Origin of the sequence: Streptococcus infantis, assembly GCF_047460685.1 — a bacterium.
Classification (GTDB): domain Bacteria; phylum Bacillota; class Bacilli; order Lactobacillales; family Streptococcaceae; genus Streptococcus; species Streptococcus infantis_AD.
In genome coordinates this window covers 72836-93841 of the sequence record NZ_JASHFS010000007.1, presented here as the reverse complement: position 1 = coordinate 93841, position 21006 = coordinate 72836, and the positions used below count along the sequence as shown (strand labels likewise).

The 21006-nt window shown below is 40.5% G+C and carries 23 protein-coding genes; 22 read left to right on the top strand and 1 reads right to left on the bottom strand.

Annotated elements, in window-relative coordinates; genetic code table 11:
- Nucleotides 1-97 precede the first annotated feature (97 nt).
- From QM917_RS04760 to QM917_RS04655, 22 genes are all read left to right on the top strand, one after another.
- Nucleotides 98-1867, top strand: coding sequence for a phage minor capsid protein (locus QM917_RS04760; RefSeq protein ID WP_414285076.1), 1770 nt, complete (start codon nt 98-100; stop codon nt 1865-1867).
- Nucleotides 1868-1869: 2 nt separating this feature from the next.
- Nucleotides 1870-2127 (top strand): peptidase, encoded by a 258-nt coding sequence (locus tag QM917_RS04755; protein WP_414285075.1) that lies wholly within the window; start codon nt 1870-1872, stop codon nt 2125-2127.
- 62 nt (nt 2128-2189) lie between these two features.
- Nucleotides 2190-2441 carry a DUF6275 family protein gene (locus QM917_RS04750; RefSeq protein WP_049493561.1) on the top strand — a complete coding sequence of 84 codons (252 nt, stop codon included), beginning with the start codon at nt 2190-2192 and terminating at the stop codon, nt 2439-2441.
- 214 nt (nt 2442-2655) lie between these two features.
- Nucleotides 2656-3240 carry a hypothetical protein gene (locus tag QM917_RS04745; protein ID WP_414276214.1) on the top strand — a complete coding sequence of 195 codons (585 nt, stop codon included), beginning with the start codon at nt 2656-2658 and terminating at the stop codon, nt 3238-3240.
- Between the two features lie 19 nt (nt 3241-3259).
- Nucleotides 3260-4159: a hypothetical protein gene (locus QM917_RS04740; RefSeq protein WP_007518769.1), complete on the top strand. Its 900-nt coding sequence runs from the start codon at nt 3260-3262 to the stop codon at nt 4157-4159.
- 18 nt (nt 4160-4177) lie between these two features.
- A complete protein-coding gene (locus QM917_RS04735; RefSeq protein ID WP_414285073.1) occupies nt 4178-4393 on the top strand; it encodes a hypothetical protein in 216 nt (71 codons plus the stop codon).
- A 5-nt stretch (nt 4394-4398) separates the two neighbouring features.
- Nucleotides 4399-4773, top strand: a complete 375-nt coding sequence (locus QM917_RS04730; RefSeq protein ID WP_049493565.1) for a hypothetical protein — start codon at nt 4399-4401, stop codon at nt 4771-4773.
- Nucleotides 4773-5111: a hypothetical protein gene (locus tag QM917_RS04725; protein ID WP_049479258.1), complete on the top strand. Its 339-nt coding sequence runs from the start codon at nt 4773-4775 to the stop codon at nt 5109-5111. The genes QM917_RS04730 and QM917_RS04725 overlap by 1 nt, the downstream gene beginning before the upstream one ends.
- Nucleotides 5074-5496 carry a hypothetical protein gene (locus tag QM917_RS04720; RefSeq protein ID WP_414285071.1) on the top strand — a complete coding sequence of 141 codons (423 nt, stop codon included), beginning with the start codon at nt 5074-5076 and terminating at the stop codon, nt 5494-5496. Before QM917_RS04725 ends, QM917_RS04720 begins: the two co-directional genes overlap by 38 nt.
- Before the next feature lie 2 nt (nt 5497-5498).
- Entirely contained in the window at nt 5499-5903 is a 405-nt protein-coding gene (locus QM917_RS04715) for a minor capsid protein (RefSeq protein WP_049479256.1), read from the top strand.
- Nucleotides 5903-6346, top strand: coding sequence for a phage tail tube protein (locus QM917_RS04710; RefSeq protein ID WP_007518781.1), 444 nt, complete (start codon nt 5903-5905; stop codon nt 6344-6346). The genes QM917_RS04715 and QM917_RS04710 overlap by 1 nt, the downstream gene beginning before the upstream one ends.
- 41 nt (nt 6347-6387) lie before the next feature.
- Nucleotides 6388-6585 (top strand): hypothetical protein, encoded by a 198-nt coding sequence (locus QM917_RS04705; RefSeq protein ID WP_414285069.1) that lies wholly within the window; start codon nt 6388-6390, stop codon nt 6583-6585.
- Nucleotides 6585-6887 carry a hypothetical protein gene (locus QM917_RS04700; protein WP_414285068.1) on the top strand — a complete coding sequence of 101 codons (303 nt, stop codon included), beginning with the start codon at nt 6585-6587 and terminating at the stop codon, nt 6885-6887. Before QM917_RS04705 ends, QM917_RS04700 begins: the two co-directional genes overlap by 1 nt.
- Before the next feature lie 34 nt (nt 6888-6921).
- Entirely contained in the window at nt 6922-7215 is a 294-nt protein-coding gene (locus QM917_RS04695; RefSeq protein WP_324250050.1) for a Gp15 family bacteriophage protein, read from the top strand.
- Between the two features lie 13 nt (nt 7216-7228).
- Nucleotides 7229-10624: a phage tail protein gene (locus tag QM917_RS04690; protein WP_414285067.1), complete on the top strand. Its 3396-nt coding sequence runs from the start codon at nt 7229-7231 to the stop codon at nt 10622-10624.
- Between the two features lie 9 nt (nt 10625-10633).
- On the top strand, nt 10634-10975 hold the full coding sequence (locus QM917_RS04685; protein ID WP_049479251.1) for a hypothetical protein: 342 nt from the start codon (nt 10634-10636) through the stop codon (nt 10973-10975).
- Between the two features lie 8 nt (nt 10976-10983).
- Nucleotides 10984-14823 (top strand): hypothetical protein, encoded by a 3840-nt coding sequence (locus tag QM917_RS04680; protein WP_414285065.1) that lies wholly within the window; start codon nt 10984-10986, stop codon nt 14821-14823.
- A 10-nt stretch (nt 14824-14833) separates the two neighbouring features.
- Nucleotides 14834-16870 (top strand): DUF859 family phage minor structural protein, encoded by a 2037-nt coding sequence (locus QM917_RS04675; RefSeq protein ID WP_414285064.1) that lies wholly within the window; start codon nt 14834-14836, stop codon nt 16868-16870.
- Nucleotides 16871-16880: 10 nt separating this feature from the next.
- The gene (locus QM917_RS04670) at nt 16881-17486 is read left to right on the top strand and encodes a DUF1366 domain-containing protein (RefSeq protein ID WP_414285062.1); all 606 of its coding nucleotides are present in this window, start codon (nt 16881-16883) and stop codon (nt 17484-17486) included.
- Nucleotides 17487-17495: 9 nt separating this feature from the next.
- A complete protein-coding gene (locus tag QM917_RS04665; RefSeq protein WP_414285060.1) occupies nt 17496-17912 on the top strand; it encodes a phage holin family protein in 417 nt (138 codons plus the stop codon).
- A gap of 3 nt (nt 17913-17915) precedes the next feature.
- On the top strand, nt 17916-18194 hold the full coding sequence (locus tag QM917_RS04660) for a phage holin (RefSeq protein ID WP_414285058.1): 279 nt from the start codon (nt 17916-17918) through the stop codon (nt 18192-18194).
- Nucleotides 18195-18203: 9 nt separating this feature from the next.
- Nucleotides 18204-19205, top strand: a complete 1002-nt coding sequence (locus QM917_RS04655) for a GH25 family lysozyme (protein ID WP_414285056.1) — start codon at nt 18204-18206, stop codon at nt 19203-19205.
- A gap of 616 nt (nt 19206-19821) precedes the next feature.
- Here the strand turns inward: QM917_RS04655 and QM917_RS04650 are convergent.
- Complete coding sequence (locus tag QM917_RS04650) at nt 19822-20988, bottom strand: IS30 family transposase (protein WP_315640232.1); 1167 nt, start codon at nt 20986-20988, stop codon at nt 19822-19824.
- Nucleotides 20989-21006: the final 18 nt, after the last annotated feature.

Sequence of the window (21006 nt, the reverse complement as noted above, 5' to 3'; positions counted from 1 at the left end):
AACAAGTTGGAAATGTTGAACCTCAAAATGCCTAGTAAAACAGCTTTGAAACGACAATTGAGAAGTTTTAAGGCGCAAGGTTTTAAGGTGTACTGCAATGGCTTATGATGTATCTAAAGCATTTGAGCGAATTGAAAACGATCTGCTTGATTCCATGATTAGAAATCTAGGAAGGCATAAGGCAGAGGAAACTGCTGAAGGTTTTGAATGGGAACAATGGCAGGTCGCTCAATTGAAGGAGCTTGAACGATTTAAGCGAGCTAATGCCAAAAAATATAGCAAAGAGTTCGCCAATATCAATAGCAAGATTTCCACTGCTATACAAGAAGCCTATAAGCAAGGCATGGATGATGAGGAAATGTCTATCCTGGAAGCTATCAAGAACGGTTTTGAATTTAACAGTGGAAAAGATAACCTAGGGGCTTCATTTTTTGCTATCAACGAACGAAAGTTGAATGCGTTAGTTAACTCAGTCGAGCATGATATGAAGACGGCAGAGCATGCTGTATTGCGGTATACAGACGACCAGTACAGGCGCACAATATTTGATGCTCAGGTAGCAGCTAACACAGGAGCTAAGACTTATGAGCAATCAGTAGATATGGCCACCAAAGATTTTCTAAGTCGGGGAATCACATCCATCCAGTACAGTAACGGCGCCATGGTCAATATTGTATCGTATGCTGACATGGCCATTCGGACAGCAACCAAAAGAGCCTACCTAATGGGTGAGGGAGTCAAGCGCCAGGAGTGGGGGATTCATACTGTTATCTTAAACAAGCGATCGAATGCATGTCCTCTGTGTATGCCTTTTGAAGGTAAAGTATTGATTGATGATGTCTGGTCAGGAGGCAGTGCGGATGATGGTCCATATCCATTGTTAAGTTCTGCAATGGCAGCTGGTTTGTATCACCCTAACTGCAAAGATAAGCATACAACTTATTTCCCTGGGATCAGTAGCGAACCAGAGAAAATATTTACAAATCAGGAATTGGACGACATCAAGGAGAGACAGTTACTGGACAACAAAGTTCAGCATGCTAAGCGACAGGAGAAACGTTTTAGCAGATTGTCACAGTTCAGTCTTGATAAAGACAATATTCAGAAGTACACATTAAGGGCGGAAGAATGGTCTAAACTTAAGTCTAATGCAGAAGAAAATCTGAAATACTTTGAAGCGGAAAAAGGATACAAATTATACCAAGAGCTTTCTCTCGAAAGTGATAGTGATTACAAGAAATTCATCAATCGTCAGAGATTGCCTAGAGATACTAGTGGCGTAGCTTCGAAGAAGATTGCTGCAGAGACACGACACATGTATATAGAGGCGACTCGAAAAAAATTCAAGGATGGTACAGAGCTTGGACAAGCCTTGTTTGCAAGATTGGCCGACCAGGAGGCGATTGCAACTATTGCAGAAACAGGGGTTGTGAGATATGAATCTGGAAAACTCTTCCTGAATATGTATAAGGACGTAGACGACCCTCGCGGACCTGGTACTGGTTATTTCCATGAATTTGGTCATCAAATAGATGATAAGCTGGGTTGGGAATTCACAAAGGATAATAAAATCCTGCAACTTCTGCGTAAAGACTTTATCAATTTATCTGACGAGACTATTTTCGAGGCAATCCATATCAACGATAAAGCCTCTTCGGCATCTGATATATTAGGCGCGTTGAGTGAAGGTAGAATACAAGGTAAGTATTCGCACTCGCTCGTTTACTGGGAGAAAAAAGGAAATATAGAGAGCGAGTTTTTTGCGCATGTCTTCGAGGCACAATTTGATAGTGAACGCCGAAAAATACTTGAAAAAACCTTTCCTGAGAGTTATAATTATGTTATAAATAAACTAAAGGAGAGGTAGTCATGCGGGTTATCGAAAGCTATCTACGTGTAGCAGAAAAAGCAGATACATTTAGCGAAATCTTTGGGTATCGTTTAGTAGCCCCGATTTTTCCTGTAGCGGCTATCTATGGACCACAAGAAGAGAGTGACATCTTTGAAGCAAAATTGGACAAATGTATCAAAGATCAATACGATTATTTTGCAGATGAGTACGGCTATGATTCAGATGAGAAAAGACGTAGACTGCAACGTGAGAAGCATGTATTTTACGATTGTTAATATCACAGAGCGCCGACAAGGTGCTTTTTTTGTACTCAGATATGAAAAAACGGAGGAATGAAATGTTAGAAAAAGCAAAACAATTGGCATCACAAGAATTTTCGCGCTTATCAGATCGTGAAATCAAAGCAGAAGACTGCTTTGTAGTTTGGTTTAGCAAGACCCTGCAAAATTGGAAAGCTCTTGTTAGTACGAACGCAATTACATCAAGCGAACCTTGTGGAAATTATGCAGAAATCACGCATAACGGAGACAAGAATGAGACTTATGTGGATGTTTACGCCAAGGTTTCAAATCGTGCTATTAAAGATTAGGAGGTGATCCGACATCTTGACTTGCAGGAATAAACTGCTATAAATCACTGTAAATTGCTATAAACCGCGTCGAATTCGAGGCGGTTTTTCTTATACTCTAACCGTATGGAATCCCGTACGGTTTTCTTTTTGTCCGAAGACTAAAAACTACGTGGAGACACCAGTGACAATAACTGAAATAGGGAGACACCCTTAAAACTGAAAGGAGAACGCTATGTTCAAACGCAAACTATTTTTCCATAATGCCGATACAGGAACTGGCTCTGCAGGTGGACAAGACACGTCAAGCCAAACTCAACCAGCTAGCACTCCTGAGATTGACTATGACAAAATCGCTAGCATTGTCGAAGGCAAGCAAAAGGTTGCTGAAGACACCGTGCTAAAAAATTACTTTAAGCAGCAAGGATTGAGTGGTGAAGAAATGGCTCAAGCTATTACTGCTTTTAAGTCACAGAAAGCTGATGCAACACCAGACGTCACATCACTACAGCAACAGTTAACGCAGGCACAAGCAAGTGCATTGCAAGCTAATTTAGAGAGAAATCTACAATTAGCAGCAATCGAGGAAGGATTGCCTGTTGGTGTACTGCCTTATGTGATGAAATTGGCTGATATATCAACTCTCACACTTGAATCGAAACCAGAAGATTTCAAAGCTATTGTCGCAAAAGTTTTGGAAGACGTTCCTGCACTGAAGCCAAACAAAGAAGAATCAACTGGGTTTCAACAAATCGGATCTACCGGTAAAACACAACAAACTAACCAAACTGATGCCATTGCTGCAGCGTTTGGTCTTTAAGAAAAAGGAGAATTAAATTATGACAGTTTATAACTACGCAGAACAATTCGAACAAGCTTTGCATCAAAAATATGCAAAAGAGCTTGCGTCTGTAGATTTGTTTAACTCAAATCCGCAAGTGAAATTTATCAACGCTCAAACAATCAAGCTGCCGAACATCACAGTGTCTGGTTACAAAGACCACAATCGTCAAACTATCGGTTTTAATTCTGGAACAATCTCAAACGATTGGGAACCAAAGAAACTCGAACATGATCGCGACATCGAATTTGCAATCGATCCTATGGATGTTGATGAAACAAACCTGGTCGTCTCTATTGCCAATGTCCAAAATACTCTGGAAACTGAACAAGGTATTCCTGAAAAAGATTGCTACGTGTTCTCAAAACTCTACACAGAAGCAGGCAAGTATACTGCTAACGGTGCTACTATCGACACTACAACATTGACTGCAGAAAATATCTTGCAAAAATTTGATGACGCCATGGAAAAAATGGACGAAGCAGGTGTTCCGTCTGAAGGTCGCATTTTGTACGTCACTCCAGCTGTCAACAAGCTCTTCAAACAGGCTAAAGACATCCAACGTGTGCTAGGAGTGAATGGTTCAAATGGCGATGTCAAACGCTCTATCTATAGCCTTGATGACGTTAAAATCAAACAAGTGCAATCAGCTCGCATGAAATCACAATACAACTTTACAAATGGTTGTGTCGCAACAGATGAAGCGAAACAAATGAACTTCATCTTAATCCACCCATCTTGTGAAGTTGCTCGTGAAAAATACTCTTACATCAAAGTATTTACACCAGGGCATGACTCACGTACAGCTGACAACTATTTGCTCCAATCTCGCTTCTACATGGATGCATTCTTGATCAAGAATAAAGCAGCTGGTATCTTTATCAACGCGACAGCGTAAGAAAGGATGGTGTAGTATATGGCATTAAAAGCAATTAAAGGCGCTCGCGTCTATGATATCGATGAGTCAGCGATCAATGATTTTGTTGGTCGTGGCTTTGAAATCTACGAAGATGGTGAATTAAAATATGGTGAATCTGTCGACAAGATTTCAAAAGAGGAGTACGAAAAAGTTTTGGCTGACTTGAAAAATGCTAAGGCTGAAATCAAGAAGCTGAAAGAATCTAAGGAGTAACAGTCATGTATGCTAGTCCAGATTATTACAAAAAGACGTTTGTTGGTGTGATTTCTGCTGATTCAGAAGTTCTGGCTAGCAAACTTAAATCAGCTTCTGACAAGATTGATATACTTACATTCAACCGAATCCGTGGCATTGGATTCGACAATCTGACACCATTTCAGCAGGAAGTTATCCGAAAGGCTTGTTGTCAGATTGTTGATTTTGAGGAGGTTAATGCTGATTTGATAGCTACTACAGTTTCAAACTACAGTATTAATGGTGTGTCAATGCAATTAGGATCAAATTGGAACATTGCCACCGAACAAGGTATTGTTATTTATCGCAAAACCTATGAACTTTTGAAGCAAACAGGATTGACGAGGAGGGTTATTTGATGAAATTTCCACAACTTGTCTTACCTCAATTTTGTCAGACGCCAATCACAGTCACAGTCAACCAAGAGGGAGTTTCTGAAGATGGCGAACCTTTGGAGGCGTTTAGAGAAAATCTAAAATGCAATTATCAGGACGGTGCCAAAACAGTCCTAACCGAACAGAAGAAGCTGGTCCAAATTACTGGGTCAGCTTATTTCGTTGGTGATATTGCACCGTATTTGCCTACATTGAGCGGTGGGACTGCAATTGTATTTGGTATTGTCAGGAGGATTGTGGATAGCCGGAAAGCTAGAAATCCAGATGGGACTGTCAACTATACCTACATCGGATTGGAGTGATGCTATGTTTGTGAATTCTACAGTAAAGCTAGATTTTGGCACTATCCGCAAACTGGAAAGGGCTCAAATCATAGCACTGGAACAGACTGCTGAATACCTGCATACGGAAGTTGTGCAGGCGCAGGTAGTGCCTTTTGATAAAGGTGTGTTGCAAAGCGAAGCAATGGCTCCAGACTACTCACGTTCATCCCAAGGTGTAGTAAGCCTGGTACATTCCACTCCTTACGCAAGACGATTGTACTTTCATCCTGAATATCAATTCCAGACGAAAGAAAATCCTCATGCAAAAGGAAAGTGGTTTGAGGATTGGGCTGATGGTGGCAAGAAGTCACACAAAATAAAACAAGCCTACGGGCGACTTTACAAACAAATCACGGGGGTTTAAGCATGATTACATTAGCTGAAGTCCGTGACTGGATTAAAACATTTAATGCAGCTAACAACTACTACATTGGCAAGATCGATAATAAGCAAGAAAATAGTATAGGCATTTACCAACGAAAGACAATCGATGGTCCTCGGGTAGCAATCGGAGGCAGATCACTGACAAGCTATGATGTCAAATCAATCAGCATCTTAATTCACTGGAACAAGAATGCGAATGAGACTGAGAAGCGTGCTCAGTACCTCTACAATCGTCTATTTGAGGCTGAATCGGTTGTTATCGGTGGAACACCTATTAAGATGATTGCCTTATTACAGAACGAGCCTGTGGACGTAGGAACAGATGATAATAACGTGTATGAGCGTGTTATCGAGCTTGATTTATATTACGAAAGAGAGGGCAACTAATGGCTCAGAAAACTGGGGTATTCCCCGTATATGAAAACCAGTTCCAAGTAAATAAAGGAACTGCAGGAGTTGAATCACTTGTTGATATTGCAGACATGGAATCATTCTCAGTATCATTTGACAATGGTGTTGAAGAATGGAAACCATTTGACCAAAAAGGTTGGACACGTCGTTTGATGACTGCGAAGTCAGTTACAATTTCTGTTTCTGGTAAACGAAACGTAGGTGATGCCGGTAACGACTACATCGCAGGTCTTGCGTTTAAAAATGGTCGCGATTCTGAAGCGGACTTCCAATGGACTTTCCCAGATGGAACTAAAATCAAATTTAAAGACGCGGTTATCAATCTTAAGGACTTTATTTCAGGGGATTCAACTGGTGTTGCACCATTGTCATTTGATGTCATGTCAAATGGTAAACCGGAAGTGGTGCCAGCAGGTTAATTTAGAGGGTTTCGACCCTCTTTTTATTTTAAGGAGGAAATATGGCTGAAGCTGAAGAAACCAACGCAATAGCAACCATGGCTTTTATTGATATCGATACAGGTATCGAATACAAGGCTGGAGATACCGTTGATTTAAGCGGTAAATCCAAAGAGCGAATCGAAGCTATGGCAACCAAAGAAAATCGAACTGGTCAAGCAATGATCAACATTTTATCTGAAGAAAAGGAAATTGAATAATGTCAAAAGTAATTGATATCACAGAAAAACTTAATTTTGAAGAAAATCCAAAATTGAAAATTAAGGATGCTGAAATTGAAGTCAATACAGATGCAACAACTGTACTGACTCTGATGCAGACTATCGGGGATGAAGAAGGCACTCCATCTGCCAAAAAAATGATGGAAATGTTTGAGCTAATCTTCCCTGAGAATAGTCGTAAAACACTTGATGAAATGCATTTGAATTTTGCTGATTTAACTACAGTTATTGAAGCAGCGATGACATTGGTCATGGGAGAAGAAGAAGCGGGAGAACAGTGAGCCATACTATGACCTATTTGAGGATTTCGATTTAATCGTCAGTTCTCTTAGGACACAGTATGGCTTATCTGTATACTCTAATGAATTTAAGAATATGAAGTGGAAAGAGTTCAAGGCTCTCTTAGCTGGTTTGTCCGGAGAAACACCGCTTGGTCGAATCGTCCAAATTCGAAGCGAAGATGACCCTAAAATGCTAGAAGTATTTTCAGAAGGTCAGCACCGTATTCGTAATGAGTGGAGACTTCGACTGGCTAAAGAGAAAACAGAACAAGATTTGACTCAAGTTCTTGAAGAATTAAAACAAGCCTTTATTGAGATGGCTAAGTAGGAGGTGATAGCTATTGGCACAGACAGTTGGCCAGATTGGTCTTGACCTTGTCGTCAACGACAAACAATTTAAAGGGCAGATGAGTGGCTTGCAAGGGATGGCGACGAAAGCTGCCAAGATGCTTGCGGGAGCATTTGCGATCAAGAAACTTGTTGATTTTGGAGCTCAAGCTATCAAACTCGGCTCAGATCTCAACGAAGTACAAAACGTTGTTGACGTTGCTTTCCCACGTATGAGCAAGCAAGTTGATGACTTTGCAAAACAAGCTATGTATACCTCTGGGTTATCAGAGACCATGGCAAAACGATACATCGGTACATTCGGTGCGATGACTAAAGCTTTTGGTTTTAATGAACAAAAAGCTTACGAGATGTCAACAGCCTTAACTAGTTTAGCGGGTGATGTGGCATCTTTTTATAACATTAGTCAAGATGAAGCCTACACAAAGTTGAAATCAGTCTTTACTGGTGAAACAGAGACGCTTAAAGATTTAGGTGTTGTCATGACTCAATCAGCACTTGATGCCTATGCAATGGCTAATGGCTTTGGAAAGACGACACAAGAAATGTCTGAGGCAGAAAAAGTTGCTTTGCGGTTTGCATTTGTAACAGACAAGCTTTCACTGGCTAGTGGCGACTTCGCTAGGACATCTGATAGTTGGGCTAACCAAGTTAGGATTATGAAGCTACAGTTCGAAAGCTTTATGGCAAGCGTCGGAGTTGGCTTGATTAACATTTTTACCCCAGTTATCAAAGTTATTAACTTTTTGCTCAGCAAATTGCTGACAGTAGGTAATGCTTTTAAAGCATTGACGGAGCTATTTACTGGCAAGAAGTCAATGAAAGGCTCCGGTATCCAAGAAACTGCTGATGCAGTTGGTAATTTAGGAGAGGCTTCTGATGGTGCAGCAGGAGGAGCTGGCAACTTAGGAAAAGCCGCCAAAGGAGCTGGAAAGGCAGCGGATGGAGCTGGTAAAGCAGCTAAGAAAGCTGCCCAAGAAATGAAATCTCTCATGGGATTTGACCAAATCAATAAACTATCTGACTCATCCGATAGCGGAGATGGTGGTGGAGATTCCGGAGGCAGTCCTGGTGGTTCAGGCGGCGGAGGTGGTGGAACACCTAAAGGCGCTGAAGTCGATATGGGGAAAATTGCTGAAGGTGGGAATCAATTAGACGGTCTGTTTGATGGATTATTTAAACGATTGCTTGAACTCGTCAAATTATTTCAGGACGGTTTCAATGCTTCATTTAGATTCGATGGTGTTGAACGCCTTCAGAGTGCTTTAAAACGAATCGGTGAATTACTGCAAGAGATTTTTACAGATCCAAAAGTTGTGGCTTCATTCCAAACCATGCTTGATAAGATAGCTTATGCTCTAGGGCAGTTTACTGGATCAATAGGGACTGTTGCTCTCGGGATAGGAGTCTTTATAGCCGAAAGTATAGCTAATGGCTTAGAACGCCAAAAAGAGCATATTAAAGGCGCTTTAGTATCCCTATTTACGAATATAGGTGGCATTGCAGAATCAGCTGGAAATATCGTCCAGATTTTATCAAATGCATTCTATGACGTCATCACATCGTCTGGAGCAGTAAGAATTGGCAGTGCGATTGTATCTGCAATTTTAAGTATCGGTTCAACGATTATTGATGTTGGTAGTAGCTTAGGTCGGGATCTTATGAAAGGATTAGAGATAATCGTTTCGGATAATGCCCCTGGATTAGTTAAGTTTTTAGCTGGTGCATTAGATAAGTTAGCACCATTGTTTGAAACAATTGCAAAAGCTGTTGATGAATTAGGAAATATAATTAAGCGTAACTATGACAATGTTGTTAGTCCGTTTATTATTGGTTTTTCTAAAGGATTATCTAAGCTAATCGGACCTATCACTGCATTTGCTACGGTATGGAAAACAATAGAATTCGCTTCAATGATAGAACAAGCAGGCGGACTTACGGCTGTTTTTGCTAACGTTAAAGCTGCATTCGATAATGTTGGAACAGCAATTCATGCCGTAACAATTGCTAAAGTAAGAGATATTGCAGAAACTGCTATCCTAAACGCAATGTATGCAAAGGATTTTGTGGTTAATACAGCAACATTGATTGCCGAAAAAGGTCGAGAGGTGGTTGCTTGGGGATTGAGTACTGCGGCTAAAGTTGCTGATACTGCAGCTAGTTTTGCAGCAACCGCAGGAGTAACAGCATTGAGCGCTGCAACGTGGGCGCTTAATGGGGCTATTGCAGTCTTGACCAGCCCAATAACTCTGGTTATTGCAGCAATCGCAGCCTTAATCGGTATCGGTGTCTTACTCTACCAAAACTGGGATACTGTTGTTGAGTTTGCTAAAAATGCATGGCAAGGACTATGCGATTTTATCAGTGGTATTTGTAAAGCGATTGGAGAATTTTTCAGCGATCTATGGACGAAACTACAAGAAATCTTTGAGCCAATAGGTCAATGGTTTGGCGAGAAGTTCCAGCAAGCATGGGACGCTATCGTTAATATCTTCACGCCAATCGGCTCATGGTTTGGACAACGTTGGGCCGACGTGACTAGCGTTTTAGCTAATATTGGGGCATGGTTTACTGACATGTTCCAAAAAGCATGGACTGGGCTAACAAACATCTTTAGCAAAATAGGTTCTTGGTTCTCTCAACGCTACAATGAGTTAAAAAGCAATCTTGCTTCGATTCCTGATTGGTTCAAAGAAAAATTCCGCAACGCGTGGACAGGTTTGACAGGTATCTTCAATCCTATTGCAAGTTGGTTTGCAGGGAAGTGGAGTAATATTCAATCTGCTCTTGCTAGTATACCAGGGTGGTTTTCTTCAAAATTCAGCGAAGCATATAACAATGTCAAGAATGCATTTTCGGGCATTATCGGCTTCTTTAGCGGACTTTGGGGGCAAATACGCTCAACGTTTACTCACGTTGGAACCATGGTTGGAAGCGCCATTGGTGGTGCTGTACGTAGCGTTATTAACGGGGTGCTTGGCACGGTAGAAAGCACAATCAATAGTGGTATCAGCTTACTCAATGGTGCTATTAGCGTGATTAATAAATTACCTGGTGTAAACATCGGTGGTTTTAGTTACATTGGACTACCTCGACTTGCTCAAGGTGGCTTTGTTAAGGCCAACACACCACAAATTGCCATGATTGGTGACAACAAGCATTATGGTGAGATTGTTGCCCCGGAAAATAAAATGCTTGAAATGGCACGTCGTGCAGCGGAATTGTCAAATAATGGCGGTGGACCAGAAGTTCTAGCATTACTGACACAGTTGTTGCAAGCGGTTCGTACTCTTGATTTGACAATTGATGGTGATAAAATCACTAAGAAGATTGTAGATAAAATCAATGAAATTGCAATTAAAACAGGGGAATCCCCCCTCATGATTTAGGAGGTATGCATGAGTGAAATATCAGTAGGTGGAGTAGCTCTTGCTTCTCCAGTTGAAATCAGTATCAATAATGAGATTATCTGGTCATCTTCCACAGGGCGTAGCGCTAGTGGATTGATGACGGGTGACGTCATTGCAGAAAAACGTACATTCTCCATCAAATGGGGAATTATCACAGAAGCAGAAAGAAATCTTATCAAGTCTAAATTGGTAGCCGGATTTTTTACTGCAAACATTTTAGGACAGTCTATCACTGGTTATCGCGGAACTATCACAGAGACAGTAATGGGACGTCTGAGTGACGGTGTGACCTATTACAACGGCTTATCTGTATCTATTATCGAGCAGTAGGAGGGATTATGCTAGAAGTAACATCAGATTATATCAAAGCAATAGAGAACCATCTGCGCGTGTTTGAGGCTAACTTTGACTTAAATGGTAAGAGATACACAAAAACCAAAATTGCATCAGCTACTTACGATAGTTCCATCGGTAATAGTAATGATTTTACAATTGGTGGTGGATACATCAACAGCCTAGAAATTGAAATTAAAGAGATCATCGAAGGTCTGCAAGAAATGATGCCGGCAACAATGTCGGTAGCAATTGCGGGTAAAACTGTCCCACTTGGCAAGTTTTTTGTCGCCGAGGTCAAGCTAGACCGTAATGATAAAAAGACCAAAATTAAGCTACAGGACGAGTTTATTAGATTATCTGGTACTTATGATAGTCAGCTTACTTATCCAGCTTATACAAGGGATATTTTAGCCGAAATCGTGAGATTGACAGGTATCACGACAGATACTAATATCCAATTAGTAAATGATCAAGTTGCGAAGAAACTAGAAAAAACAAGTTATCGTGAGGCGTTGGTTTACTTGGCACAATTATCAGGAAGATTCGTCAGATTTAATCGCAATGGGAAGCTTGATTTTATCAAATTAAAGACGACATCGAGACATATTACCAAAGATATGTACAAACCTGGTGGATTAGAACGTGATGAGATACCTTACAGATTGAAAGGTATTGAGTGTAAGTCTGCTGATAAGGTTGTGTATAAATCAGGATTGTCCACAGGTAATATCATGAAGTTAAAAAATCCATGGGTTACACAAGAAATTCTGGATCGTGTCTTCAATGAATACCGAGACTTTAACTTTTATCCATATACATTGTCCTGGCGTGGTGATATGGCTATGGAAGCTGGCGATTGGGTTACAGTACACTGGGATGAAAATATCTATTTTGATATTCCAATGTTGTCCTACAAACTTTCGTTTGATGGTGGTTTATCTGCCCATAGTAGTGGAAATGCTGCTGGAGTTGCACAAGGTACTTATAAATATAAAGGAGCCATACAACGTCAAATAGAGTATTTAGACGAACTTATCACTAAACAAGGTAGTATGTATCTTGATACGTCAAGTCCTACCAACCCCAAAAATGGAGATATATGGTTTAAACCAAATGGTGGCTATGTTGAAATGTGGGAGCGTGTAGAAGGTTCGTGGGTCAAAAAGGCAGATAGCGCTAATGTCGGAGAAATTGTCGATACGATAACCACGGATGAATTGCTAGCAAAAAAAGTCTCCGCAGCAATTGGTAATTACATTACATTAAATGCCAAAAATATAACTGCTGGAGATCTGGATTTAGCACGTTTGCGAATCATGAATGGTTTGCAAGAGATTGTTTCTGTGCGCGACAGTAAAGTTGTGATGAACATTGATAAGCTCACAATAAATTCTAAAGACGTAGCAACGAAAGAAGATCTAAAAAAAATTGAACTGACTCCTGGACCTCAGGGGGAACGTGGGCAACAGGGGGTGCCTGGTATCCAAGGTTTGCGAGGCCCTAAAGGCGACCAAGGTATCCCAGGGCCGAAGGGAGATCCTGGTAGAGATGGTATCGCTGGTAAGGATGGAGTGGGTTTAAAATCTACCGTTATTGCTTACGCATCGTCTACATCAGGGACTAGCGCTCCTAGTTCTGGATGGATAAGCACTGTTCCAGTTATTCCAGCCGGTCAATATCTTTGGACTAAAACAACCTGGAATTACACAGACAACACCTCTGAAACTGGCTACTCAGTAGCTAGGATTGGTAGGGACGGAAATACTGGTAGAGATGGTGTCGCTGGCAAGGATGGCGTGGGGATTAGAGATACTGCAATTTCTTATGCTAGTTCAATTACTGGAGATATCCCCCCATCAGGGCAGGTACTTGTAAATAGTAATCAAGTAATTAGGCCTAATATGAGCGTTCTAGATAATATGTACTATACCAATCTGGTATTTAATGTAATCAGTGGTGCTAAGTATCGTATCTACGCTAAATCTTCCAATGGTGTATTTTCTAACAATCATAATAATCGAGGTGGTAACAATGTTGTCATTTGGGGGGTAAGCCTAGAAACAGGAAATAGACATTTTATTATCTCAGACTCTAATACTGGTACAACTGGTACAGAATTTACCTGGACTGGCATCACTGGTAGAGCAAAAATTCGAGTAAATACTTACAACCCAGACAACTCTACTCAAGTTGAGTATATTCACCTTGAATCAGTTGATGATACTGTTTGGGGTTTGACAATCCCTAGCGTACCAGCTGGCCAATACCTTTGGACAAGAACTACATGGAGCTATACAGATAATACCTCTGAAACAGGTTTTTCTGTGGCAAAAATGGGTGAAACTGGACAAAAAGGAGATAGAGGAGACCCTGGTCCCAAAGGTGACCGAGGAGAAAAAGGAGAAAAGGGAGATCGTGGGGAACGTGGGCTACAAGGACTCCAAGGATTACAAGGTGCTAAGGGTGACCAAGGTATCCCTGGAACTAAAGGAGCTGATGGCCGTACACAGTACACTCACATTGCCTACGCTGATACTATCTCAGGTAGTGGATTTAGCCAAACTGACGCTGACAAGTCCTATATAGGGGTCTATGTTGATTTCAACTCAACTGACAGCGTCAATCCTGCTGATTATCGCTGGACGAGATGGAGAGGTTCAGATGGCTTAAACGGTAAGGACGGCCCTCAAGGCATTCCAGGTAAGCCTGGAGCAGATGGACGGACTCCATATTTTCACCGAGCCTGGGCTAACTCCGCTGACGGTCGTGATGGTTTCAGTACAACTGATAGCACAAATAAGCGCTATCTAGGTACTTTGACGGATTTCACAGAGGCAGACAGTCAGGATCCTGCGCGGTACAAGTGGACAGCTCTCTTTGATAATGTTTCTGGTGGAAATCGTAACTATTTCAAAAACGGCAGAACTCAGCAAATCAACACAGGAAATCGTGAAATGTATGATATGCGGACTTTTATTGTTGATGAATTTTGGAAAAATCCAGATAGGCTTAAACCGAATTATGTTCGTATCTCATTTGAAATCTCCTTATCTCCTGCTTTATCAAAAGATACACAGGTCGCTGTGCATTTTTCGGCTGCCCCTTGGTACAGCAACAGACTCATGCTCAAAGCTGGAGTTACTACTCCGCAAAAATTTGAGTTTATTATCGATTTATCAAAAGCTAATGAAACATATAAGACAAATAATGTTTTTATCAGATTTGGCACAAATTACGGTTTTCCAGCTAATCTTACAGTCACGCTTGAAAATGCCATGTTATCCATAGGCACCAACTTTCTTGGCTATGTTAAAGCCATTGAAGATGTTGAAACTGACATCAATTCCAAAGCTGACCATAAATTGACTAATGACCAATTAAATGCTCTAGCTGAAAAAGCTCAACTTCATGACGTTGAGCTAAGAGCTAAAGCTACAATGGATCAACTTAGTGATTTAGAAAAAGCCTATAATGCTTTGGTAAAATCAAATGCAGACAACCAAAAAAAATCTGAATCTGATTTAATCGAAGCGGGCAGGAGAATTGAGTTTTTATCAATAGAATTTGGTGGTTTGAAAGAGATGAAAAAGTTCATCGATACCTATATGAGTGCTTCAAATGAGGGGCTTATCATTGGAAAGAACGATGCTAGTTCATCAATAAAAGTCAGTCATGATAGGATTTCTATGTTTTCTGCAGGTAAGGAAGTAATGTATATTTCGCAAGGTGTAATCCATATTGACAACGGTATTTTTACCGCGTCAGTTCAAATCGGAAGATTTAGAACAGAACAGTATTATCTTGACAAAGATGTGAATATTGTTCGGTATGTAGGAGGTTAATAAGAGGAAAATGACTAAATTTATCAATTCTAGTGGCCCATTGCACTTGAATATTTATATTGAACAAGTTAGTCAGGACATCGCTAACAACTCCTCTAGAGTTAGTTGGAGAGCTACCGTAGACCGGGATGGAGGTTACCGGACTTGGAATGCTGAAAATGGAAGTGTTTTATCCGTATGGCTAAACGGGACCAGTGTTTACAAAAGTAACCTCAGTTTCGATACTCAGGGACAAGAGACTACTCTTGCTTCTGGAGAAACTACTATTCCTCATGAAAGCGATGGGACAAAGACTTTCTCAGTATGGGCCTCATTTGATCCTAATAATGAAGTTCACGGAAATATTACTATCTCGACTAAGTATACGTTATCCAGCTTGCCTCGTTCTAGTTCAGTAGCTGGTCTAGACGGAGATAGAAATCTAGGCTCTCGTCATACTATACGAATCGACAGAAAAGCAAGTTCATTCACTCATCAGGTTTGGTATAGATTTTTTGGAAGTGACTGGATAGATTTAGGTAAGAACCATGGGACAAGCGTTTCCTTTACTCCAGAACTAGACTTAGCACGATATCTACCTAAATCTAGTTCTGGGGTTATGGACATCTGTGTTCGAACATATAACGGTACTACTCAAATCGGTAGTGACGTGTATTCTAATGGATGGTACTTTAAAATCCCAGATAGTGTAAAGCCTACCTTCACAGGTCTTTCATTAACTGACATGAATACGGTCGCAAGACAGCTTTTGAGTGGAAATGACTTTTTACAAATAATTTCAGATATCCAAGTAAACTTCAACAATGCATCTGGCGCCTATGGATCTACTATTACAGGATATCGAGCTGAAATTGTTAATAAAAAAATGGTCGTAACAAAAAACGGTGGTAGTTTTGGTATCATGAACTTCAGCGGTTTGGCGACCATTCGAGCTTATGTTATCGATAGTCGGGGTAAACAATCAGATACTAAAGATATTACTATCAACGTGATTGAGTATTATGCCCCCTCCTTTAGCTTCTCCGCACTTAGAACTAGAGGTAATCCAAATACATTGCAAGTGTTAAGAAATGCCCGAATAGCCCCTATAATGCAGTCAGGAAAGCAAAGGAATGTAATGTCCTTAACTTTCAAAGTCGCTCAGATAGGTAATGAGAATTTCACGGATGATAATGGTAGTGCATCTGGTAATTTTACAAGTGTTCATACATTGACTAATTCAGCTGCTAACATGGCGGGGAATTATCCATCGAATAAATCCTTTGTGATTATTGGTAAGCTTGAGGACAAGTTTACAAGCGTTGAATTTTCTACAACAGTAGCAACTGAAAGCGTAGTAATGTCCTATGATAAGAACGGGCGTGTAGGCATCGGTAAGGTCGTAGAATTTGGGAAACCAGGATCATTGGATGTTTTAGGTGACATCTACTCAAACAGCAAGTTGATTCAGCAACATCAGCTGACAAAAAATGGAGGAAACTCCTTGAGCGCTGAGATTGATTGGAACAACTACACAGATTCAGGTCAATACATGGGTTATAATCTATCAAACTCTCCTCAAGAGGGCAATGGTTGGAAACATGTGCAGGTCTTTAAACACAATGATAACTGGGTAGTGCAAGTAGCTTATGATTTTGACGCACAAGTAATCGCCGTCAGGGCGAAGAAAAACGGCTCTTGGAACGCTTGGAAGAAACTTGCAATACAGGATGATATTTCAAGGATAACTCAAAATACAGCCTGGCAAAATGCTAATTTACAAAATGGATGGGTTCATCATCCTGAGTATGAAAAAGTCCAATTTTCAAAAAATTTTGACGGGATTGTTTATTTAAGAGGGACTTGTAAAGGAGGAAAGACTACTCGTGAGTCAATTATCTTTACTTTGCCTGAAAATTTCAGACCATCCACAACGCTATTCAAAATCGCTTTAAACAATGACTATGGCTCTGCCGTTGTCGGAGTCTATCCAAGTGGAAACGTGGTTGTGAAAAATAATGTTGATTCAAATTGGCTAAACCTAGATAATATTTCATTCAAAATTTAAAGGAGGTTCTATGAAATTAGAGTACGGGACAAAGTCCCAAGAATTTGATGCAGGCGGAACAGCATCCGCTACAAAGGTCACGTTAGTCAATGCAGACGGAGCTATCGTACCTATCTTGCTACCAGCTGATAAAATCGGTTTGTCAAACACAGAGCTTTTTGAAATGGCCCTGGAGGCTCTCTACCAAGAGAATTTTCCACAACGTGCTGAGAAGGAGAAGTTTAACCAGGTAGAAGCTCAGTTGCAACAAAACAAGGAAATGGCAGCCAAGGTGGAGCAAGCTACCACTGAGAACAAGGAAAATCTTGATACAGTCTCAGCTATCACTGAAGTCTTGGTTGCCTTGGGCATCTCTCAAAATGGAGGCATGCCTACTTATGCTTATTCTAAGGTAGCTGCATTCATTAAGCCACTTGTTAAAACCACTCGCTACTCAAACGGTGACATCGTAGCCATGCCTTATCCGTTTGATACTAATCCAAAATGGCCAAAGGGCACGCTGACCATCTTCAAGTTCCAGATGCAGGCGACAGAGGGCTACACTTGGAGAGAGCAGCCGCTATCTGACATGCTACAACAAGGTGTGCTTACTGTAGTTATGCCACGGATTGATTAAGGAGGATATATGCAAATCGAATTTTTCAATTTTTTAAGAAGCGTCGTCCAGACTGAAGACGGTCTGGTCTTGTACGCCCTAGCACTAATTGTCTCCATGGAAATCATTGATTTTGTGACAGGAACGATTGCGGCTATTGTCAACCCTGACATCGAGTACAAGAGCAAAATCGGCATCAACGGACTTCTTCGCAAAATTTTAGGAGTCCTCTTGCTGATGATCCTCATTCCGATGTCTGTCCTCTTGCCTGAAAAGACAGGTTTCCTCTTCTTGTATTCGATTTACCTCGGGTACATCGCATTTACTTTTCAATCCCTCGTTGAAAATTACCGTAAATTAAAAGGAAATGTTACTCTTTTTCAACCATTTTTAAAAGCATTTCAGCGATTGATTGAGAAAGACGAAGATAAAAATAAAGGAGAATAACACATGATTAACTGGAAAGTACGTTTTAACTTAAAAAACAAAACATTTTTATTGCGAGTGGCATTCGCACTAGCTTTGCCAATTCTCGCATATTTCAATCTTAAACTGGAGGACTTGGTCAGTTGGGGAGTCATTTTAGACTTGCTTGGCAAATTCTTTGCAAACCCTTATCTTGTAGGATTGACGATTGTAAATATTCTAAATATCATTCCAGATCCAACAACTGCAGGGCTTTCTGACAGCAAACGGGCTCTTGACTATCAAGAGCCAAGCGGAAATTAGGAGAAAATAATGAAGAAAAACGACTTATTCATCGATGTATCTAGCCACAATGGATACGATATTACAGGTATTTTGGCTGACATGGGTACACAGAATACCATCATCAAAATCTCAGAAAGCACAAGCTACCTAAATCCGTGCCGACATACCCAAGTAGAACAATCAAATCCTATCGGGTTCTACCATTTTGCGTGGTTCGGCGGAGACATAGAAGAAGCTGAAAGAGAAGCTAAATATTTTCTGGACAACGTGCCTAAAAAAGTTAAATATCTGGTGCTAGATTACGAAGACCACGCTAGCGGAGACAAACAGGCAAATACAGATGCTTGTATTCGTTTCATGGAAATACTCAAAGAAAATGGCTACGAGCCAATCTATTACAGTTACAAGCCATTCACGCTTAATAATGTTTATTATGAGCAGATTCTTGCGGAATTTCCAAATAGCCTTTGGATTGCCGGGTATGGGCTAAATGATGGAAATGCTGATTTTGAGTATTTTCCAAGCTTGGACGGCATTCGCTGGTGGCAATACTCTTCAAATCCGTACGATAAAAACATTGTTTTACTAGATGATGAAGAAGCTAAAGCCAAATGGAAAAAGAATGATACCGGATGGTGGTATGAATACCCTGACGGCTCTTATCCAAAAGAAGAATGGGAAAAGATCGATGGTACCTGGTACTACTTCGACGAGAGAGGTTATTTAATAGCTTCTCGCTGGTTGAAGGATGATGGCAAATGGTACTACCTCAAAGAAAGCGGCGCAATGGCCGTTGGTTGGGTATTTGTGAACGGAAAATGGTATTATCTTGATTCTTCAGGAGCGATGGTCACTGGCTGGGTTCAATACAAGGACAAACTATACCATCTCAAAGAAGAGAATGGCGCAATGTCTTCAAAAGAACTTGTCAAAGTCGAAGGAGGCTGGTACTACGTCAATGAGGATGGCAGTCGTTCAGACAAACCAGCACTCGATGTATTACCTGATGGGCTCATCACGACAAAATAAAACAGAAAGAATAAAAAATTATTACACTAGACCGCAGGCTCACGCTTGCGGTTTTTTGTTTGCTCTGAAATAAAATGTGGTATAATATATCTATAATCTTATTTACCACTTTCTGAAAACACTAGCGGCAACTAGTGTTTTTTGTTCTAAAAGGGGCAAAAAAGGGGCAAAAATGTCGTAAACCTCTGTAAAACGATGTAAAAAATCAACTTTACCCTCGCTTTAAAGCTCTAAATTTCAACGTATTGTGAAACAGTGTAAATTATAGTATCGCCTATAACTGTTGTGTGCTCTTTTTTTGTGCTTTAAAGAAAATAGTTTAAGTGTGGCTAAAAAAGAATGAGTTTGTTAATAGAAGGGAAAATAAGTGACACTTGAAATATCTTTAAATTTTTTTGTATGATTTTATTGTTTGCTTTTTGATAGGACACTTTTCTTGCTAAATTCCCAAACTAAGTTCCACTGGTTTTAATAATGCTTGATTTCATCGTTTTTGTATCCGAAAAGAATCGAAAAAAAGAGCGCACAAAATCCCCACATCTGAAAGCGTTTCAAATTAAGTTCTGCTATGGTGGAAGTTAGTGTGAGACGTTTGAATGGGGTTGAAGGTTAGTTTTTAGATCTTATGTTGGAGTAATTTAGAAGACTGACAGACGTCTTCTGCAGGTATTTTAGAAATGCCGAGAAGCTTAGGAATTTCTTCTCCGTAAGTAAAAGCAAAGAGTTCATAGGCTGATTTTCCATTCAAAGCAGCGCGCTTGACGCTATTGACATGTGAACAAACGAGATTGATGTCCTCTTGAGTTAAATTGTTAAAGGAAGTTCCCTTAGGTAGAATGTCGCGAATCAACGTGTGATTTTTCTCAATTCTCCCTTTCTGGTCAGAGCGATTAGGGTCACAAAAGAAGAGTTTACTCTCTCCTCGGACATCCATTTCGATGCCATCGACCCTGGCAAACTCACCACCATTATCTGTGAGGATGACAGGAAAGAGTTGGAAGAAATCTTTGTCCGCTTGGTGAAGAGTGTTCTTGATTTTATAAAGGTGTTTGGTAACCTCAAGGGCAGTTTTATTCTCCAGAAGCCTAGCGAAGATAAAGTTACAGAAAGACAGGTTGAAGGTAAGTAGGACTTTACCTCCCATTATGCCCATAACTGTGTCCATTTCCAACCAAGAGTCTAGTTGATTAAGTGCTAAATAGTTTTGGAAATCCTCATAGGAACGGCCTTCTTTAGCTTCTTTAGGGATGGAAGGTAGCTTACTTTTTCTTCTTTCTTTAAATTTAACGGCTCTGGCTAGATCAATAGGAGCGATAGACAGGTATCCTTTTCGGATGTGTCTATAGACGGTTGAGGAGCTGACATTAAGGTTATGAGTCTTGAGGATATGATAGATGTGTTGGCCCTTTTTAACCCCATCAGAAATGACTTTGTCCATGTCCCAGAGAGTCTGAGAGTTGAGAGGAGTTCCTTCACGAGCTTCGACAAGAGTTTGTTCGTAGTGCTTTTGAGCTTGTTTAGCGAGGTAGAAGATTTTTTGATAGCCACAGTTTTGTCTTCTTTTAGAGCACCCATTACAGACAAAGGGAGCTTTATCAAGTAGAGGGCAAGGAAGGTTGTTAGAGGTAGAGTCTCTAATTTGTTTGTTTCGTTTGACTTCTTTAGAAACAGTAGTCGGGTCTTTTAGAATAAGTTGCCCAATAGCTTTGAAGGTTTCACTGCGCTCTAAACCTAGTTGGATATCATGACGGTCTGAAAGTGTAAGGTGTTTATGTTTTGTCATAGTGGACCTCATTTCTAA